Below are 16603 nucleotides of genomic sequence, written 5' to 3'. Positions count from 1 at the left end.
AGGAGGACACATAAATTTAACATGAAAAAAGAAGATTGTTTTTATTTAGGAAAAATCGTAAAAAAGTACAGTTTTAAAGGCGAGTTGTTGGCAAAACTTGATACTGACGAACCAGAACTTTACGATCATCTCGATTCTATATTTATAGATTTGAAAGGGAATTTGGTGCCTTTTTTTATTGAAAGTTCCCAATTACATAAATCAGACTTACTACGTCTAAAATTTGAGGATGTAGATACCGAAGCAGATGCAGATGCACTTTTAAAAACCGAACTTTATTTACCTTTAGAGTTTTTGCCGAAACTCGAAGGTGACAAATTTTACTTTCACGAAGTGATTGGTTTCACTGTAAAAGACAAAAAGCATGGTGTCGTTGGAGTAATAAAGTCCATTAATGACTCAACAGCTCAAGCCCTTTTTATCATCGACAAGGATGGTGTAGAAATACTGATTCCTATGAACGATGAATTTATTGATAAAGTGGATAGAAAGACAAAAACCGTTCATATCAAGGCGCCTGATGGGTTGATTGAGCTTTACACTCAATAAACTATAATTCCCGCTAAAGCAGGAATCCACAGAATACATTAATTGATTAAAAATAGATTCCTGGCCTCGCAGGAATGACAAAAAATGAATAAGCCCTTTCAATTCAAACAATTCACTGTAAACCAAGACCGTTGCGCCATGAAAATTGGTACGGATGGGGTTCTGCTTGGCGCATGGACTTCTGTTGCGCATAATCCTTATAATGTTTTAGACATTGGTGCTGGTACCGGAATTTTAAGCCTGATGATAGCTCAGCGCAGTAATGCAGAACAAATTGAAGCGATAGAAATTGACGACGATGCCTTTGAGCAATGTGCAGAAAACTTTGAGAACTCTCCTTGGAATGATCGACTATTTTGTTTTCATGCCTCACTATTAGAGTATATTGAAGCTGTTGATGAAAAATTTGATCTTATAATTTGCAATCCACCATTTTATTCCGAAGATTATAAAACAGACAATAAAGCGAGAGATTTGGCACGCTTTAGTGATGCGATGCCAATGGAGCATATCATTTTTGCTGTTATTAACTTCTTATCAGATAATGGTAAGTTTTCAATTATAATACCTCATAAAGAAGAAGAAAAATTTATTGAAGAAGCAAATTTAATTAGCCTTTTTCCAAATCGGATTCTTAGGGTTAGAGGTAACGAGAAGTCAGAATTAAAACGAAGTTTAATAGAATTCTCCTATTCGGAAAGTCCAGTTAATATTTCCGAATTAATTATAGAAACAGAGCGTCATCATTATACAGAAGATTACATCAATCTTACAAAAGACTTTTATTTAAAAATGGAATAATTTTGAAACCATTCTTATGGCAGCTTAAATTTGTCCTTATAGCCAAAATTGTGTCTTTATTAAAATTCAAACTTCGCCACTATTTAATTTTAAACTACTTTTATAAGATCAGCATTTAACATAAACATTACATTTTTGAACAGTTCCAAGGTAGATATTTCCGCAGAATTAATTATTAAAACACTTTTAATAACAGGTGGTGTTTTAGCTTTGCTTTACATTGGCAAAACTCTTATTATGCCATTATTAGTTGCTACCATTATTGCCATTCTACTTGATATTCCTGTAAAAAAGCTTAAGAAATCCGGATTCCCAAACTGGCTTGCCATATCCTTGTCCGTTTTATTAATGCTCATTGTTTTCTTTCTACTTTTTTGGCTATTAAGTTCGCAGATTAACAATATGGCAGACGATTGGCCCATAATTAAGGAAAAAGCGACAGTAAAATTGAACTCGCTATCAGAATGGGCAAACCAAACACTAAACTGGGATTACAAGGACTATATTGATAACAACAAAAAGCTAATCCAGAAAGCCGAAAGCTTTGCCAGTGCATTTCTGTCGTCCCTAATGAGCCTGTTATCCCAATCGCTAATTGTTTTTGTTTATATCATTCTTATTTTGATACAAAAACAACAATTTGTCAATTTCTTCAAAAAACTCTTTTCCAATAAAGCCGCAACAGATTCTTTACTAACGGACGCAGCCAGTATTACAAAAAGTTATTTTGTAGGTAAAGGAAAAATTATGTTGTTTCTTTTCGGAATTTATTATTTAGGATTTATGCTTGGCTCTGTGCCTTATGCACTATTTCTCGCCTTATTCGCAGCACTTTTTTCAATCATTCCCTATTTAGGAAATTTCATTGGTGGTGGAGTTGCGGTAATTCTATCGTACTTATATGCTGGCGGAACACCTGCACTAATAGTTATTGGAGTTGTATCAGCCACCCAATTAATAGAAAATTATGTTTTAACTCCTTGGATTATTGGGGACGAAATAGACCTAAATCCATTTTTTACGGTATTTGGAATTATTTTATTTTCGGCTTTATGGGGCATAGTTGGCGCCATTATTTCTTTGCCTCTAATTGGAGTTTTAAAAGTAATTTTTGAACATACCAAAGGAATGGAAGCTTACGCCTATTTATTGAAAAAAGATAAGTGACTTGCATCTTGATTTTATTGAATAAAATCCTATAAACTTTAATCCATCTTATACAACAAAATAACTTTTCTATCTCCTAGAAAAGGATTATAAAATTGTTAACTGAAAACGATTTCGTTACTTTTGTTTTTCAAATTGAAAACAAATCATATGAAGCCTGATTTATTCGAAGCACCAGACTATTACAATCTTGATGAATTACTCACTGAAGAGCACAAGTTAGTGCGCGATGCCGCGAGAGAATGGGTAAAACGTGACGTTTCCCCAATTATTGAAGAGGCGGCGCAAAAAGCTGAATTTCCAAAATCTATTATTGGTGGATTGGCTGAAATTGGTGCTTTTGGTCCGTACATCCCAGAGGAATATGGTGGAGCTGGATTGGACCAAATATCCTATGGATTAATAATGCAAGAAATTGAACGTGGTGATTCTGGCGTTCGAAGTACAGCTTCGGTACAGTCGTCTTTAGTAATGTATCCCATTTGGAAATACGGTAATGAAGAACAACGCAAAAAATACTTACCAAAATTAGCTTCTGGAGAATGGATTGGATCATTTGGTTTAACCGAACCCGATCATGGCTCAAATCCTGGAGGCATGACTACAAATTTTAAAGATATGGGAGACCACTATCTTTTAAATGGCGCAAAAATGTGGATCTCCAATGCTCCTTTCTGTGAAATAGCAGTAGTATGGGCCAAAGACGAAGATGGAAGAATACATGGCTTAATTGTAGAACGTGACATGGAAGGTTTTTCGACTCCAGAAACACATAACAAATGGTCACTTAGAGCATCCGCTACAGGAGAATTGATTTTTGATAATGTCAAAGTCCCAAAAGAAAATCTTCTTCCTAACAAATCTGGCTTAGGTGCACCACTTGGGTGTTTGGATTCCGCACGTTTCGGTATTGCTTGGGGAGCGATTGGTGCTGCCATGGATTGTTATGATACAGCTTTAAGATATAGTAAAGAACGTAAGCAATTTGGAAAACCAATCGGTCAATTTCAATTACAACAAAAAAAATTAGCTGAGATGATTACCGAAATCACCAAAGCACAATTATTGGCTTGGAGACTTGGTGTAATGCGTGAAAATGGCACAGCCACCTCAGCACAAATTTCGATGGCAAAACGAAACAATGTAGATATGGCAATCAACATTGCTCGGGAAGCAAGACAAATGCTTGGAGGCATGGGTATTACTGGCGAGTACAGTATTATGCGACATTCTATGAACTTAGAAAGTGTGATTACTTATGAAGGTACACATGATATCCATTTATTGATTACAGGATTGGATATTACAGGACTGAATGCTTTTAAGTAAAACATTCTATTTCAGCTATTATAATTTTCAAAATACTTTTTTGAAACCAAGGCATCTTTTATTTTTTACCTTTGTTAAAAAAGCAAAATGAAAATTGAAAATGTACAAGCAACAATTGCACCATTACAAAAGCAATTGTTAGAGCATCCGCTTTATGACCAAATTAATTCGCTAGACGATTTAAAATTATTCCTAGAATATCATGTATTTGCCGTTTGGGATTTTATGTCTTTGCTAAAGGCATTACAAAACAATCTCACCTGTACTGAAGTGCCATGGATTCCTGTTGGAAGTCCAGAAACTAGATATTTAATCAATGAAATTGTTTTAGCCGAGGAGACAGACATAAATAGTGAAGGTCAACGACAAAGTCATTATGAAATGTATTTGGATGCTATGCAAGACCTTGATGCAGACACCAACCAAATCAAAGAATTTTTAGAACATTTCTCATCTACCAAAAACATATTCACATGTATTAAAACAAGTGGCTTACCCGAAGCGCTTAAAGATTTTTTAAACTTCACTTTTGAAGTATCCTCTTATGGTAAACCGCATGAAATCGCAGCAGCATTCACATTTGGTCGTGAAGATCTAATCCCTGGGATGTTCTCTGAAATCCTAAGAAACTTTCAGCAAAATTTACCAGAAGTCAATATTGAAAAGTTGATCTATTATTTTGAACGGCACATAGAACTCGATGAAGATGAGCACGGCCCAATGGCTATAAAAATGATTGAAGAACTTTGCGAAAATGACAGCAATAAATGGAAGGAAGTTGAAAATATTTCTCAACTAGCCTTGGAAAAACGAATTCAATTATGGGATACTATACAATTGTCTCTAACTCAAAATACACTAATTCTTGAGTCCTAAAAATCTTTTCAATATCGCAATTTTACTACTTCTATTGCTCGTAAGCTGTAATAGTGAAGATAGTAATTCCCTAACGGCATCACCAGAGGATAACAATTATAATATACTTTCCCTTGGCGATAGCTACACCATTGGAGAAAGTGTTTGTAATACATGTAAATTCCCCGAGCAATTAAAGGACAGTTTAATTGAAAACTTTGATGAAAGTGAAACTATTGGTCTTAAAGTTATCGCACAAACGGGTTGGACTACTACTAATTTAAAATCGGCAATTGAATCGGCAGATTTGAATTCACGATACGATTTAGTAACGCTTCTAATTGGTGTAAACAATCAGTTCCAAGGTAAACCATTCTCGATTTATGAAGAAGAATTTCCAGAATTGGTAAATACCGCCATTTCTTTAGCAGGTGAAGACAAGAGCAATTTAATCGTGGTATCAATTCCAGATTATGCCTTCACACCCTTTGGTCAAAATAGAGATAATCCTGAAAATATTTCTGCTGAAATAGACTCATACAATGACTTCGCAAAAAATTATTGTGAAGCAAATGATATCACATTTGTTAATATAACGGATATTACTAGAGAAGGTCTAAATAATACAGATCTTGTAGCAACTGATGGGTTACATCCTTCGGAACTGGCGTATTCTAAATTTGTTGAGCGCCTACTTCCTATTGCCATGGAAAAAATAGAATAAGTTTATTACTTTAGTTTTAAAACTACCGCATGTCATCAAAATCACGTTTGGACAAGGCTTACGAAAATGCCAAGAGATTACAATTTGATGACCAGTCAAAATTCATATTGTTTAGCGATTGCCATCGAGGTGACAATAGTTTTGCAGATGATTTTGCGAATAATCGAAATATTTATTTCCATGCCCTAAAGCATTATTACAATGAAGGGTTTCAGTATTGCGAACTCGGAGATGGTGATGAACTTTGGGAAAACCTATCTTTTGAATCCATTTTTTATGCACACAAAAATGTGTATATGCTCATGAAGTTATTTCATGACGAAGGACGTTTACACATGATTTGGGGCAATCACGATATGGTTTATAAAAACCAAGATTATGTAGAAAAGCATCTTTACACTTTTTTTGATAGAAAAACAGGTAAAAACGAAGATCTCTTCTGCGATATAAAATATCACGAAGCTATTGTTTTGAAGCATTCTGAAACAAAGCAAGAATTATTTTTAACGCACGGCCATCAAGCCGATTGGTGGAATTTTCTGTTTTGGAAATGGAGTAGATTTATGGTTCGGATTCTTTGGAAACCTTTAAACGTTATGGGTATAGCGGATCCCACGAGTCCTGCAAAAAATTATAAAGAACTCATTAAAATAGAGCGTAGAACCAAACGGTGGATTATAGAAAATGACAATCTTATTACCATTTTAGGCCACACGCACAGACCTCGTTTTCCGGAACCTAGAGATATTGCTTTTTTCAATGACGGGAGCTGTGTGCATCCAAGAAGTATTACTGGGCTTGAAATTGAAAATGGAACAATTTCACTTATAAAATGGCAAATCGTTACTACTGAAGATGGGACCTTAAAAATTGATCGCTTTTTGCTAGAAGGACCTCAGAAACTAATTGATTATAAGACAGAATAACTATTAAGATTCTGGCGCCAACTCAACTTCCAATCCTTCCATTTCTGTAGTCATCTGTATTTGACAACCCAAACGCGAATTATCTTTAACATAAAATGCTTCAGAAAGCATTGCTTCCTCATCATCTTGCATTTCTGGTAGATTATGGTCTGACAAAACATAACACTGACAAGAAGCGCACATTGCCATACCACCACAAACACCAATGGTACCTTCAGGAGCGAGCTCAAAAGACCGAACAACTTCCATAAGGTTCATTGCCATATCTGTTGGCGCCTCGATTTGGTGTTTTGCACCTTCTCTATCTATTATTGTTATGTTGATGTCTGTAATCATCTAAAATGAAATTAATTTATCCTAGACCTGCTAGGTTTATAAAACCTGCAAGGTGGGCTAATTAATAGTTTTTACAACCGCCTTTGGAGCTTCCTTACGTGTACCATCAAATCCATTGACGCCCGAAACTGTAGTATATTTCATAACGTAACGTTTATCTGGATGAATAATTTTATAAGCGGCTTGGCACATTAACGTTGCTTCGTGAAAACCACATAGAATCAGCTTTAATTTACCGGGATAGGTATTGACGTCCCCAATGGCGAAAATTCCTGGAATATTAGTTTGATAGTCTAATGAGTTATCCACTTTAATAGCATTCTTTTCAATCTCAAGTCCCCAATTTGCTATCGGTCCCAATTTTGGCGATAGTCCAAATAATGGAATAAAATGATCGCACTCCAGTTCAAATTCCTTTTCGATATGCTGTGCTTGGCTTACTACCACAGCATCGACTTTCTCATCACCAACAATACCTATAACTTCAGCTGGAGTAATTAAATTTATTTTACCCGAATTTTTTAATTCCTGGACTTTTTCAACCGAATCTAAATGTCCTCTAAACTCGTTGCGTCTATGAATTAATGTTACTTCTGAAGCGACATCACTTAAAAATATACTCCAATCTAATGCGGAATCTCCTCCACCTGCGATGACTACTTTTTTATCTCTGTAGATTTCTGGATTTTTGATAATGTATTCTACCCCTTTATCTTCAAAATCTATGATATTATGAATTAGAGGTTTTCTTGGCTCAAAGCTACCCAATCCTCCAGCAATTGCAACCACTGGAGCTTGATGTTTTGTACCTTTATTTGTGGTGACAATAAACGTTTCGTCATCTTGTTTTTCAATGGTCTCAGCACGTTCTCCTAATGTAAAACCAGGTTCAAATTGTTTGCATTGCTCCAAAAGTTTATCAGTTAAGTCACCTGCTAAAATTTCTGGATATGCAGGAATATCATAAATAGGTTTTTTTGGATAAATCTCAGAACATTGTCCGCCAGGTTGTGGCAGCGCATCAATTAAATGGCATTTTAATTTTAAAAGCCCAGCTTCAAAAACAGTAAAAAGTCCTGTTGGGCCAGCGCCTATAATGAGTATGTCGGTTGTAATCATGAAATAAAGATTGGAATCAAAAGTACTAATGCATTTTTAGGTTAAATGTGACAAAAGTCATGTTGATTATTCAACATTGATAACTTTTTCGATTTGTGGTGCGTACTTCTTTATGGTCATTTCTACTCCAGATTTTAAGGTCATTTGATTGACGCTGCAAGAAGTGCATGCACCAACAAGTTGAACTTTTACAAATTTCCCCTCCTCAATGGATAATAGATCAATGTCGCCTCCGTCGCTTTGCAAAAAAGGGCGAATTTCGTCCAGCGCCTTCTCTACGTTTAATCTTAGTTCTTCTGAGCTCATCTATTTCTTTTTCACGGCAGAACATCCTGCCATTGTTGTAATTTTTATTGCCTCTGTTGCTGGCAAAGCTTCGTTTCTATTGACAACTTGTTGCACAACATTACGGGTTATGCTTTCAAAAGCTTCCTCAATAGGTGTGGCGGTTTGCATTGCTGCTGGCCTTCCAACATCTCCCGCTTCCCTTATGCTTTGGACTAATGGAATTTCGCCTAAAAATGGTACGTTTAAATCTTGAGATAAATGTTTTGCTCCCTCTTTTCCAAAAATATAGTATTTATTTTCGGGCAATTCTGATGGAGTGAAATATGCCATATTTTCAATCAAGCCCAACACTGGTACATTGATACTTTCTTGTTGAAACATAGCCACGCCCTTTTTAGCGTCTGCTAGTGCGACATTCTGAGGAGTACTCACGACTACAGCTCCAGTAATTGGCAATGCTTGCATTATACTTAAGTGAATATCACCTGTTCCTGGAGGTAAATCCAACAAAAGAAAATCCAATTCTCCCCAAGCGGCATCAAAAATCATCTGATTGAGTGCTTTTGAAGCCATAGGTCCTCTCCAAATTACGGCTTGATCTGGTTTTGTAAAAAATCCGATGGACAAAATTTTAACACCGTAATTTTCTACAGGTTTCATTTTAGATTTACCGTCGATATTTACTGATAGAGGTCTCTCATTAGGAACATCAAACATAATTGGTATGGAAGGACCATAAATGTCCGCATCTAAAATACCAACTTTGAATCCCATCTTAGAAAGAGTAACGGCTAAGTTTGCTGTTACGGTAGATTTTCCTACTCCACCTTTTCCTGAAGCTACAGCAACAATATTCTGTATTCCTGGAATTGGCTTTCCTTTTATTTCGTTACTGTTGCTCTTGGCAGGAGCATCAACTTTAAGGTTCACTTTAATTTTAGCCTTTTCATAAACCTTGTCATGAATAGTTTTTAAAATTTCTACTTCAGTTTTTTTCTTTGCCTGAAGACTTGGATTTTTTATCGTGATATCCACGATAACCTCATCTGCAAAAGTAACTACGTTTGTTACCGCCCCACTATCAACCATATTTTCTCCTTCACCAGGAACGGTAATGGTTTTTAGTGCATTGAGTATATCTTGTTTATTCAACTTCACTTCTTATCTAGATTTATTCTAAATGCAAAGATAGGTATTATAGGTTGAAGAATGAAGTGGTTATTTTGAAGATATTTATAGTTGGATAGACAAAATTAATATATGGAAGTTATAATTCTTTGGCAGGATCCCAAAACACGCTTTCCAAATTTTGGATTTGATTATCGATAATCTCAATACCTTCGTTTTCCAATAATTGTTGCATAATGTTGGTACCGTCAAAATGGTGCTTACCTGTCAATAATCCTTTTCGATTGACTACTCTGTGTGCTGGGACATCTTTACCATGAGAACCATTCATGGCATAGCCGACAATTCTAGCACTTTTGGCCGCTCCCAAATATTTTGCAATGGCTCCGTAACTGGTTACTTTACCAAAAGGAATTTGTCTAACCACTACATAGACTTTTTCAAAAAAACCAAGCGTTTCTTGTTGCATCACAGTTCTCTCAAAATATTGATCAACGTAATAAGCGAAACTAATCCAGTAATGAAACCTATGCAGTAATTCATACTTTTTTGGGAAGTGAATTTTTTATCTTTTATCTTATCAAAAAAGAAAATATAAAAATAAAGCATCACAAAAGTTCCCATAGCTGCTCCAGTGACGTAAGTGATGATGCTAGTGCGCTCAAAATCCATCCAACCAAAAGAGGCTAAAGTAATGGTCATGTAAGCTTGGTATGGAATGGGAAATACATTTAAGGCTGACAAAATCATGCCGTGGAACAAGCGGCTTTTTTTGCTTCTAATATCAGCTTCAACTTTTTGCTCTTTTTGTTTTGAAGCTAAAATCAGAAAATAAATAGTAATAAGAACAAATATAACGAATGCTACACGCTGTAAAATTTCAACGATATCAGGTCTATTTGACAAATATCTCGCGAAAATTGCTGCTATATACGTTTGAGCAAAAACGATAATACACACTCCAGACGAGAATGAAATCCCACTTCCGGGCCCCTCTTTAAGACTTATTCTTGCAGCGGTCATATTGAGCAATCCTGGCGGAATAACACCAATAAGCGCAACAAAAAGTCCTAGGAAGAAGATGACCGTTATGCTCAAAGTTTAGTTGATTTGGAATCTAATATACGTAATTGGTTTGTCTTTCTCTAAATATTGGTTTTCGTAAAAGGTTTGGATTTCCGTCACCTCAGCAGGACTCCCTTCTTGCTTATACACATTATGATTGGCATAAAGCACTTCGTGGCCAGCGCCATGCAACAAACCAAGCGTATAGCCATGCATAAATTCGCTATCTGTTTTAAGGTGCAACAAGCCTTTTGGTTTAAGAACCTTTCTGTAGCGTTCTAAAAACTTCAAATTGGTCATTCTGTGCTTAGTGCGTTTATACTTTATTTGTGGGTCTGGGAATGTGATCCAGATTTCGTCTACTTCATTTTCAGCAAAAACATATTCAATCAATTCAATTTGCGTTCTTATAAATGCTGCGTTGGGTATATTGTCTTCTAGAGCTGTTTTTGCACCTCTCCAGAATCTCGCTCCTTTAATGTCTATACCTATAAAATTTTTCTCTGGATAACGCTGCGCCAACCCTACTGTATACTCACCCTTACCACATCCCAACTCTAAAACCAATGGATTTTCATTTTTAAAAACTTCTGACCTCCATTTGCCTTTAAGCTGATATGTTTTAGTAACCAATTCTTCTCTTGTTGGCTGAAACACATTTTCAAAAGTTTCATTTTCCTTGAATCTCTTAAGTTTGTTTTTACTTCCCATTTTGATCCTTCTATAATCTGCAGAATTTTAATAATTCGGTAAAATTAAGGAAACATTTTAGGTTTATCTTTGTTTGAATGCTTTAATGCACAACTAAAATCCATTGCAAGACAGTCAGCATAAAAAACGCATATTAGTTGCACCACTTAATTGGGGCTTAGGCCATGCATCAAGGTGTATACCTATAATAACACAATTAATTCATCTTAATTTTGAACCGATTATTGCCAGTGATGGCATGGCTTTGGAATTATTAAGGAAAGAATTTCCGAATCTTCAGTCTTTTGATTTGCCTTCTTATAATATTACTTATCCAAAAAAAGGTAAACGTTTAAAGTTAAAACTGATTTTAGATGTACCTCACTTTCTAAAAACGATCTATAAAGAAAAACATTTTATACAGAATTTTATTGAAAATGAAAAAATCAACGGTATTATATCTGACAATAGGTTTGGTGTTCGGCACAAAAATATTCCATCTGTTTTCATAACCCATCAATTGCGGGTTTTGAGCGGGTCTACCACTTGGCTGAGCAGCAGACTTCATCAATATATTATTTCAAAATTTGATGAATGTTGGGTACCCGATCATTCCGGAATTCCAAATCTAAGCGGCAAATTAGGACATGTTGAAGATTTTAAAACTACTACAAAATACATCGGGCCCTTAAGCAGATTTAAAAAAGAATTATTGCCTAAAAAATATCAGCTCTTGGTTATTCTATCAGGCCCAGAACCACAGCGAACTTACCTCGAAGAAAAGTTACTTGAAGAATTAAAATCATATGAAAAAAAAGTTCTATTTGTAAAAGGGAAGGTGGAAATCGAACAACAACTTTTTACGTCTGGAAACATAACAATTTATAACTTTATGACCAGCAAAACTTTGGAGAAAGCCATAAACGAAAGTGAATTGATTTTAAGCCGGTCTGGCTACTCTACCATAATGGATTTGGCACATTTGAAAAAGAAGGCTTTTTTTATTGCTACACCCGGACAGTTTGAGCAGGAATATTTAGCAAAAAAATTAAAGGCTAGCGGTATAGCTCCAAGCTGTTCGCAGAGCGATTTTAAAATTTCGATGCTAAAGGAACTTGAAAAATATTCAGGATTTAAGTCTATAGAAAATGATGTAGATTACGAGGCACTATTCAGTCTTTTCTAATGTGAACGAAAATTCACTGCCTACACCCAATTCACTTTCAATATATATTTTTTCTTCGTGTGCTTCTATAATGTGCTTCACGATAGCTAATCCCAAACCAGAACCACCTTCTTTGCGCGAACCACTTTTATCGACTCGGTAAAATCGCTCGAACAACCTTGGTATGTTTTCTTTGGCAATTCCTTCTCCATTATCGGTAACCCTAACTATTGCTTTGTTTTTTATAAGGTTTTCTATACTCACTTCGGTAGTGCCTTTTTCCCTTCCGTATTTAATGGAGTTAACTATTAAATTGGTCAAGACTTGCTGTATACGCTCCTTATCTGCATACACCAATATTGGGCCACTATAATCCATATCAAAAGTTAAGGTTATTTTTTTTTTGGCAGCCTTCATTTCAAAAAGTTCGAAGACGCTCTTTACTAAAGCAACAATATCAAATTCCTCTTTTTTTAAACTTAAATCACCAACTTCTAGCTTGGTAATCATATCCAAATCCTTGATGATATAAATGAGTCGTTCGACACCTTTACTTGCTCTATTGAGATATTTTTTTCGGATTTTTTCATCTTCCATGGCACCATCCAAAAGTGTATCTATGTAACCTTGTACAGTAAATAAAGGTGTTTTTAGCTCATGTGAAACATTTCCTAAAAATTCCTTTCTATATTCTTCTCTGATTTTTAGAGTTTCAATTTCTATTTTTTTGTTTTTGGCGTATTTATCAATTTCCCTCGTTAATGTTCCCATGTCAGTTGTTATGGGCTGTTGACGTAGGTTCGTAGATTCTAAAAGCGTTAGATCATCGTATATTTTTTTTACACGCCTGTAGATAAAACGTTCTACTCTAAATTGAATAATAAGAAAACATAATGGATAACAAATAAGTGGAAAGAATATTACCTGCCAATTAAACGAATGATAATAGTATAAAAAAACACTCACAAGGAGTGTGGTAAACATCGTGACATAGAGCGATGTTCTTATAGCAAATTTATAAGTCTTTTTTAAATTTTTTTTTCGCATTAGTCTACAAACTTGTAACCTACGCCTTTGACAGTTTTAAATGATTTATCACCTATTTTTTCACGAAGTTTCCTAATATGCACATCAATGGTTCTGCCACCGACTACTACTTCATTTCCCCAGACTTTATCTAGGATCTCCTCCCTCTTAAACACTTTACCAGGCTTGGTCGCTAACAAAGATAATAATTCAAACTCTTTTCTTGGCAAGATAATTTCCTTGCCTTTATTGGTAATTTTGTACTCTTCTCTATTAATAATTAAATCACCAACTTTAATGTTATCGGTTGAGCTTTCACTATCCTTAAGTCGCCTTAATAGTGCTTTTACCTTGCTCACCAAAACTTTTGGTTTAATGGGTTTGGTAATATAGTCATCCGCCCCAGCATCAAAACCTGCAACTTGGGAATAATCTTCGCCTCTAGCGGTTAAAAATGTAATTATGGTATTTGCCATTTCTGGTTGCTCTCTCAATCTTTCACATGCTTCAATTCCATCCATTTCTGGCATCATAACATCTAAAATAATTAAGTGTGGTTTATGTTTTTTGGCCTTCTGTATAGCCTCAAGTCCATTTTCGCCAGTAATGACATTGTAACCTTCTGCAGTTAGATTGTAACCGACGATTTCTAAAATATCCGGTTCATCATCAACCAATAATATTTTGATGTCCTTTTTTTTCACGACTTTAAATTTTAATTACAGTTGTGTAAATATAAAGTTATATCAATTAACATGAGACAAAATTTAAATTGATAACAATTCTCTAACATTAAATATTTAAAGTATTGAAAATGAAAATGATCTCATTTTTAACATATTAAGATATTGTAAAGTGTTAATATTTGTTATAAATGTGATCAAATTTTCTTCTTATTTTTCTTATATTTAGACTCTAATTTTTAATCCTAATTATTATGAAAAAACATTACTTTATTTTAGCAGCGATGCTAACTTTTTTAACATTTAATCTAGCTTTAGCTCAAACGACTGTAGCTTCAGACGATTTTTCTTATCCTGATGGCGCTCTTGTAGGTAACGGATCTTGGGCGAATGAAAGTGGTACAGCTGGAACTTTATTAGTGTCCGGTGGACAAGCCTTAGTTTCACAAGATAACGGATCTGAGGATGCCGAACTGAAATTTGCTGATGATTTAGCTACGGACGTTGTTACAGCAACTTTTGATATCGTTGTAACCGCTCCGGGCGCTATAACTGGAACAGATTTTGAGTATTTTGCTCATTTTTCGAACGATACAAATACAAACTTTAGATCACGTGTTGACGTTATAGCACCAACGCTAGCTGGAGATTACACTTTGGGTTTAAGTGCGTCCTCAAGTACTAATGAAGTATTTATTCCTGTTGATTTTAGCTTTGGCGCAGTTGTATCTGTAGAACTTAGCTTCGATTTAGATAGCGGCATAAGTAGTTTAACAGCTGGTGGACAAACTGTAACTTCAGCTGGAAGTATGGGTGAAATTTTAGACACTTTCAATTTGCGCCAATCCAGTTCTTCATCAGATGAAACTATTGCCGTTGATAACTTGGTTGTAACTTATAGTGGTACACTAAGCCTAAACGATCTTGATAAAAGTTCCGTAAAGCTATTCCCGAATCCAGTACAAAGAAATACGGACGTTACTATTACATCATTAAACGAAGGACCAGTTGCTGTGATTGTTTATGACGTTTTAGGTAAACTAGTTAAAAATGAAAAACTTAATGGGAATACGTTAAATATTTCAGATTTAAACACTGGTGTCTATATTGTAAAAATTACTCAAAACAATGCTTCAATAACTAAGAAATTAGTGATTGAATAAGCAAAGTTTCAATTTTTTAAACAAAGCGTCGTTCTTATTTGAACGACGTTTTTTATTTTATATACTTTTGCCCAATGATTTCTATAGAAGATATCTTTAAAATAAAAACTAGCGCGGATTTTGAAGCTTTGGCTATTGAAATCTTTAGATTTCAGTTTGAAAACAACAAAGTCTATAGGTCTTTTTGCGATTTGTTATATAAGCACCCTTCTGATGTAAAATCAATTGAAGATATTCCTTTTTTGCCGATTCAATTTTTCAAAAGTCATAACGTTTTGAGTTCATCAAAAGACATCGAAAAAACGTTTACAAGCTCTGGCACAACCGGAAGCGCCACTAGCAAACATTTAGTTACAAATTTAAAACTTTATGAAAAAAGCTATACCAAGGCATTCAACAATTTTTATGGTAATATTAAAGATTATGTGGTTCTCGGTTTATTACCCTCTTATTTAGAACGTGATGGCTCATCATTGATATACATGGTAAATGATCTAATCCATAAATCTAATAATAACGAAAGCGGATTTTATCTTAACAATCTTGAAGAACTAAAGGTCACGATTGAGAATTTGGAGAAAAAAAACCAAAAAATCTTGCTGATTGGTGTATCCTTTGCTTTGATGGATTTAGCTGAGAAATATCAATTGAATTTAACCAATACCATCGTAATGGAGACTGGTGGCATGAAGGGTAGACGGAAAGAAATTATAAGGCAAGAATTACACTCTATTTTAAAATCCGGTTTAGGAGTTAAGAAAATCCATAGTGAATATGGCATGACTGAACTTTTGAGTCAGGCATACTCAAAAGATAATGGTAAATTTGAATGTCCTCCCTGGATGAAAGTGTTTACTAGAGATACCGAAGATGCGTTGACCATTCAACAACCCAATAAAACAGGTGGTATAAACATCATAGATTTGGCCAATCTTAATTCTTGTTCATTTATTGCTACTCAGGATTTGGGAAAGATTTCTGACGATGGCTCATTTGAGGTTATTGGTCGTTTTGACAATTCGGATATAAGAGGGTGCAACCTCATGTCTCTGTAAGTTTTCAACAAGTTTACGACCTAAATAAGATGAAATATCTTATCGTTTTTTTGTTTGCAGCCTGGACACAGATTTATGCGCAAAACATAGATTATAATACAAAAGATGGATTTATAGCCAAAGGCTATGATGTGGTGGCCTATTTTGATAATAAAGCCCTTGAAGGCTCTGAAAATTTCACTACAACATACGATGGCGCTCAATTTAGATTCAGCTCAAAAAAGAATTTAAATACCTTTTCAACAAATCCTAAAGCCTATATTCCCCAATACGGCGGTTACTGTGCATATGCAGTTGCTAAAGATTCTAATAAAGTGGATATTAATCCAGAAACTTTTGAAATACGGGATGGGAAACTCTATCTCTTTTATGATGCTTGGTTTAATAATACTTTAAAGAAATGGAGAAAAAATAACGTGAAAGGTTTACAACAAAAAGCCGACCAAAATTGGGAGGCTATTAAGTTTCAATAAATTCTATGAAAGAGAAGAATTATTGTTAGCCTTAGATTGATTGGTTGGTTAGTGCCCGAAA

20 protein-coding genes are annotated in these 16603 nt (G+C 34.9%); 11 read left to right on the top strand and 9 right to left on the bottom strand.

Annotation, left to right across the window (positions count from 1 at the left end):
• Positions 1-21 precede the first annotated feature (21 nt).
• The 7 genes from rimM to HM983_RS00820 all read left to right on the top strand — a co-directional run bounded on the left by rimM (position 22) and on the right by HM983_RS00820 (position 6351).
• Complete coding sequence (gene rimM, locus HM983_RS00850) at positions 22-549, top strand: ribosome maturation factor RimM (RefSeq protein WP_179343347.1); 528 nt, start codon at positions 22-24, stop codon at positions 547-549.
• Between the two features lie 84 nt (positions 550-633).
• The gene (locus tag HM983_RS00845; RefSeq protein ID WP_179343346.1) at positions 634-1350 is read left to right on the top strand and encodes a tRNA1(Val) (adenine(37)-N6)-methyltransferase; all 717 of its coding nucleotides are present in this window, start codon (positions 634-636) and stop codon (positions 1348-1350) included.
• Between the two features lie 135 nt (positions 1351-1485).
• The gene (locus HM983_RS00840) at positions 1486-2517 is read left to right on the top strand and encodes an AI-2E family transporter (protein ID WP_179343345.1); all 1032 of its coding nucleotides are present in this window, start codon (positions 1486-1488) and stop codon (positions 2515-2517) included.
• Between the two features lie 150 nt (positions 2518-2667).
• Positions 2668-3846, top strand: coding sequence for an acyl-CoA dehydrogenase family protein (locus HM983_RS00835; RefSeq protein WP_179343344.1), 1179 nt, complete (start codon positions 2668-2670; stop codon positions 3844-3846).
• Positions 3847-3933: 87 nt separating this feature from the next.
• Positions 3934-4722 (top strand): DUF3050 domain-containing protein, encoded by a 789-nt coding sequence (locus tag HM983_RS00830; protein WP_179343343.1) that lies wholly within the window; start codon positions 3934-3936, stop codon positions 4720-4722.
• Positions 4712-5425: an SGNH/GDSL hydrolase family protein gene (locus tag HM983_RS00825; protein WP_179343342.1), complete on the top strand. Its 714-nt coding sequence runs from the start codon at positions 4712-4714 to the stop codon at positions 5423-5425. The genes HM983_RS00830 and HM983_RS00825 overlap by 11 nt, the downstream gene beginning before the upstream one ends.
• A 29-nt stretch (positions 5426-5454) precedes the next feature.
• Positions 5455-6351: a metallophosphoesterase family protein gene (locus HM983_RS00820; RefSeq protein WP_179343341.1), complete on the top strand. Its 897-nt coding sequence runs from the start codon at positions 5455-5457 to the stop codon at positions 6349-6351.
• Positions 6352-6354: 3 nt separating this feature from the next.
• On the opposite strand, the gene HM983_RS00815 is transcribed toward HM983_RS00820, so the two are convergent.
• The 7 genes from HM983_RS00815 to trmB all read right to left on the bottom strand — a co-directional run bounded on the left by HM983_RS00815 (position 6355) and on the right by trmB (position 10998).
• Complete coding sequence (locus HM983_RS00815) at positions 6355-6687, bottom strand: 2Fe-2S iron-sulfur cluster-binding family protein (RefSeq protein ID WP_179343340.1); 333 nt, start codon at positions 6685-6687, stop codon at positions 6355-6357.
• Positions 6688-6744: 57 nt separating this feature from the next.
• Positions 6745-7806, bottom strand: coding sequence for an NAD(P)/FAD-dependent oxidoreductase (locus HM983_RS00810; protein WP_179343339.1), 1062 nt, complete (start codon positions 7804-7806; stop codon positions 6745-6747).
• Positions 7807-7872: 66 nt separating this feature from the next.
• Positions 7873-8112, bottom strand: a complete 240-nt coding sequence (locus HM983_RS00805; protein WP_179343338.1) for a NifU family protein — start codon at positions 8110-8112, stop codon at positions 7873-7875.
• Positions 8113-9252, bottom strand: a complete 1140-nt coding sequence (locus HM983_RS00800; protein WP_179343337.1) for an Mrp/NBP35 family ATP-binding protein — start codon at positions 9250-9252, stop codon at positions 8113-8115.
• 109 nt (positions 9253-9361) lie between these two features.
• A complete protein-coding gene (locus HM983_RS00795; RefSeq protein ID WP_179343336.1) occupies positions 9362-9691 on the bottom strand; it encodes an MGMT family protein in 330 nt (109 codons plus the stop codon).
• Positions 9691-10320, bottom strand: a complete 630-nt coding sequence (locus HM983_RS00790; RefSeq protein ID WP_179343335.1) for a lysine transporter LysE — start codon at positions 10318-10320, stop codon at positions 9691-9693. The genes HM983_RS00795 and HM983_RS00790 overlap by 1 nt, the downstream gene beginning before the upstream one ends.
• A 3-nt stretch (positions 10321-10323) precedes the next feature.
• Positions 10324-10998, bottom strand: a complete 675-nt coding sequence (gene trmB, locus HM983_RS00785; protein WP_179343334.1) for a tRNA (guanosine(46)-N7)-methyltransferase TrmB — start codon at positions 10996-10998, stop codon at positions 10324-10326.
• Positions 10999-11101: 103 nt separating this feature from the next.
• Between trmB and HM983_RS00780 the strand changes: the two genes are divergently transcribed.
• A complete protein-coding gene (locus HM983_RS00780; RefSeq protein WP_179343333.1) occupies positions 11102-12163 on the top strand; it encodes a glycosyltransferase in 1062 nt (353 codons plus the stop codon).
• Here HM983_RS00780 and HM983_RS00775 read toward each other — a convergent pair.
• On the bottom strand, positions 12146-13189 hold the full coding sequence (locus tag HM983_RS00775; protein ID WP_179343332.1) for a sensor histidine kinase: 1044 nt from the start codon (positions 13187-13189) through the stop codon (positions 12146-12148). The two genes, HM983_RS00780 and HM983_RS00775, sit on opposite strands and share 18 nt — an antisense overlap.
• The gene (locus tag HM983_RS00770; protein WP_179343331.1) at positions 13189-13872 is read right to left on the bottom strand and encodes a response regulator transcription factor; all 684 of its coding nucleotides are present in this window, start codon (positions 13870-13872) and stop codon (positions 13189-13191) included. Before HM983_RS00770 ends, HM983_RS00775 begins: the two co-directional genes overlap by 1 nt.
• A gap of 233 nt (positions 13873-14105) precedes the next feature.
• Between HM983_RS00770 and HM983_RS00765 the strand changes: the two genes are divergently transcribed.
• From HM983_RS00765 to HM983_RS00755, 3 genes are all read left to right on the top strand, one after another.
• The gene (locus HM983_RS00765; RefSeq protein ID WP_179343330.1) at positions 14106-15014 is read left to right on the top strand and encodes a T9SS type A sorting domain-containing protein; all 909 of its coding nucleotides are present in this window, start codon (positions 14106-14108) and stop codon (positions 15012-15014) included.
• Positions 15015-15088: 74 nt separating this feature from the next.
• On the top strand, positions 15089-16069 hold the full coding sequence (locus HM983_RS00760) for a LuxE/PaaK family acyltransferase (protein ID WP_179343329.1): 981 nt from the start codon (positions 15089-15091) through the stop codon (positions 16067-16069).
• Positions 16070-16098: 29 nt separating this feature from the next.
• Entirely contained in the window at positions 16099-16542 is a 444-nt protein-coding gene (locus HM983_RS00755; protein WP_179343328.1) for a YHS domain-containing (seleno)protein, read from the top strand.
• Positions 16543-16603: the final 61 nt, after the last annotated feature.

The sequence above is a fragment of the Winogradskyella ursingii genome (assembly GCF_013403975.1).
Lineage (GTDB): Bacteria > Bacteroidota > Bacteroidia > Flavobacteriales > Flavobacteriaceae > Winogradskyella > Winogradskyella ursingii.
Note: the sequence above shows the minus strand (reverse complement) of the source record. Positions and strands in the feature narration are given on the sequence as shown.

What these genes read in the sequence shown, in the direction of transcription:
- HM983_RS00820 (WP_179343341.1), top strand. Translation starts at nt 5,455, where the DNA reads ATGTCATCAAAATCACGTTTGGACAAGGCTTACGAAAATGCCAAGAGA.
- HM983_RS00755 (WP_179343328.1), top strand. Translation starts at nt 16,099, where the DNA reads ATGAAATATCTTATCGTTTTTTTGTTTGCAGCCTGGACACAGATTTAT.
- rimM (WP_179343347.1), top strand. Translation starts at nt 22, where the DNA reads ATGAAAAAAGAAGATTGTTTTTATTTAGGAAAAATCGTAAAAAAGTAC.
- trmB (WP_179343334.1), bottom strand. Translation starts at nt 10,998, where the DNA reads ATGGGAAGTAAAAACAAACTTAAGAGATTCAAGGAAAATGAAACTTTT.
- HM983_RS00830 (WP_179343343.1), top strand. Translation starts at nt 3,934, where the DNA reads ATGAAAATTGAAAATGTACAAGCAACAATTGCACCATTACAAAAGCAA.
- HM983_RS00795 (WP_179343336.1), bottom strand. Translation starts at nt 9,691, where the DNA reads ATGCAACAAGAAACGCTTGGTTTTTTTGAAAAAGTCTATGTAGTGGTT.
- HM983_RS00805 (WP_179343338.1), bottom strand. Translation starts at nt 8,112, where the DNA reads ATGAGCTCAGAAGAACTAAGATTAAACGTAGAGAAGGCGCTGGACGAA.
- HM983_RS00775 (WP_179343332.1), bottom strand. Translation starts at nt 13,189, where the DNA reads ATGCGAAAAAAAAATTTAAAAAAGACTTATAAATTTGCTATAAGAACA.
- HM983_RS00765 (WP_179343330.1), top strand. Translation starts at nt 14,106, where the DNA reads ATGAAAAAACATTACTTTATTTTAGCAGCGATGCTAACTTTTTTAACA.
- HM983_RS00815 (WP_179343340.1), bottom strand. Translation starts at nt 6,687, where the DNA reads ATGATTACAGACATCAACATAACAATAATAGATAGAGAAGGTGCAAAA.
- HM983_RS00810 (WP_179343339.1), bottom strand. Translation starts at nt 7,806, where the DNA reads ATGATTACAACCGACATACTCATTATAGGCGCTGGCCCAACAGGACTT.
- HM983_RS00760 (WP_179343329.1), top strand. Translation starts at nt 15,089, where the DNA reads ATGATTTCTATAGAAGATATCTTTAAAATAAAAACTAGCGCGGATTTT.
- HM983_RS00835 (WP_179343344.1), top strand. Translation starts at nt 2,668, where the DNA reads ATGAAGCCTGATTTATTCGAAGCACCAGACTATTACAATCTTGATGAA.
- HM983_RS00845 (WP_179343346.1), top strand. Translation starts at nt 634, where the DNA reads ATGAATAAGCCCTTTCAATTCAAACAATTCACTGTAAACCAAGACCGT.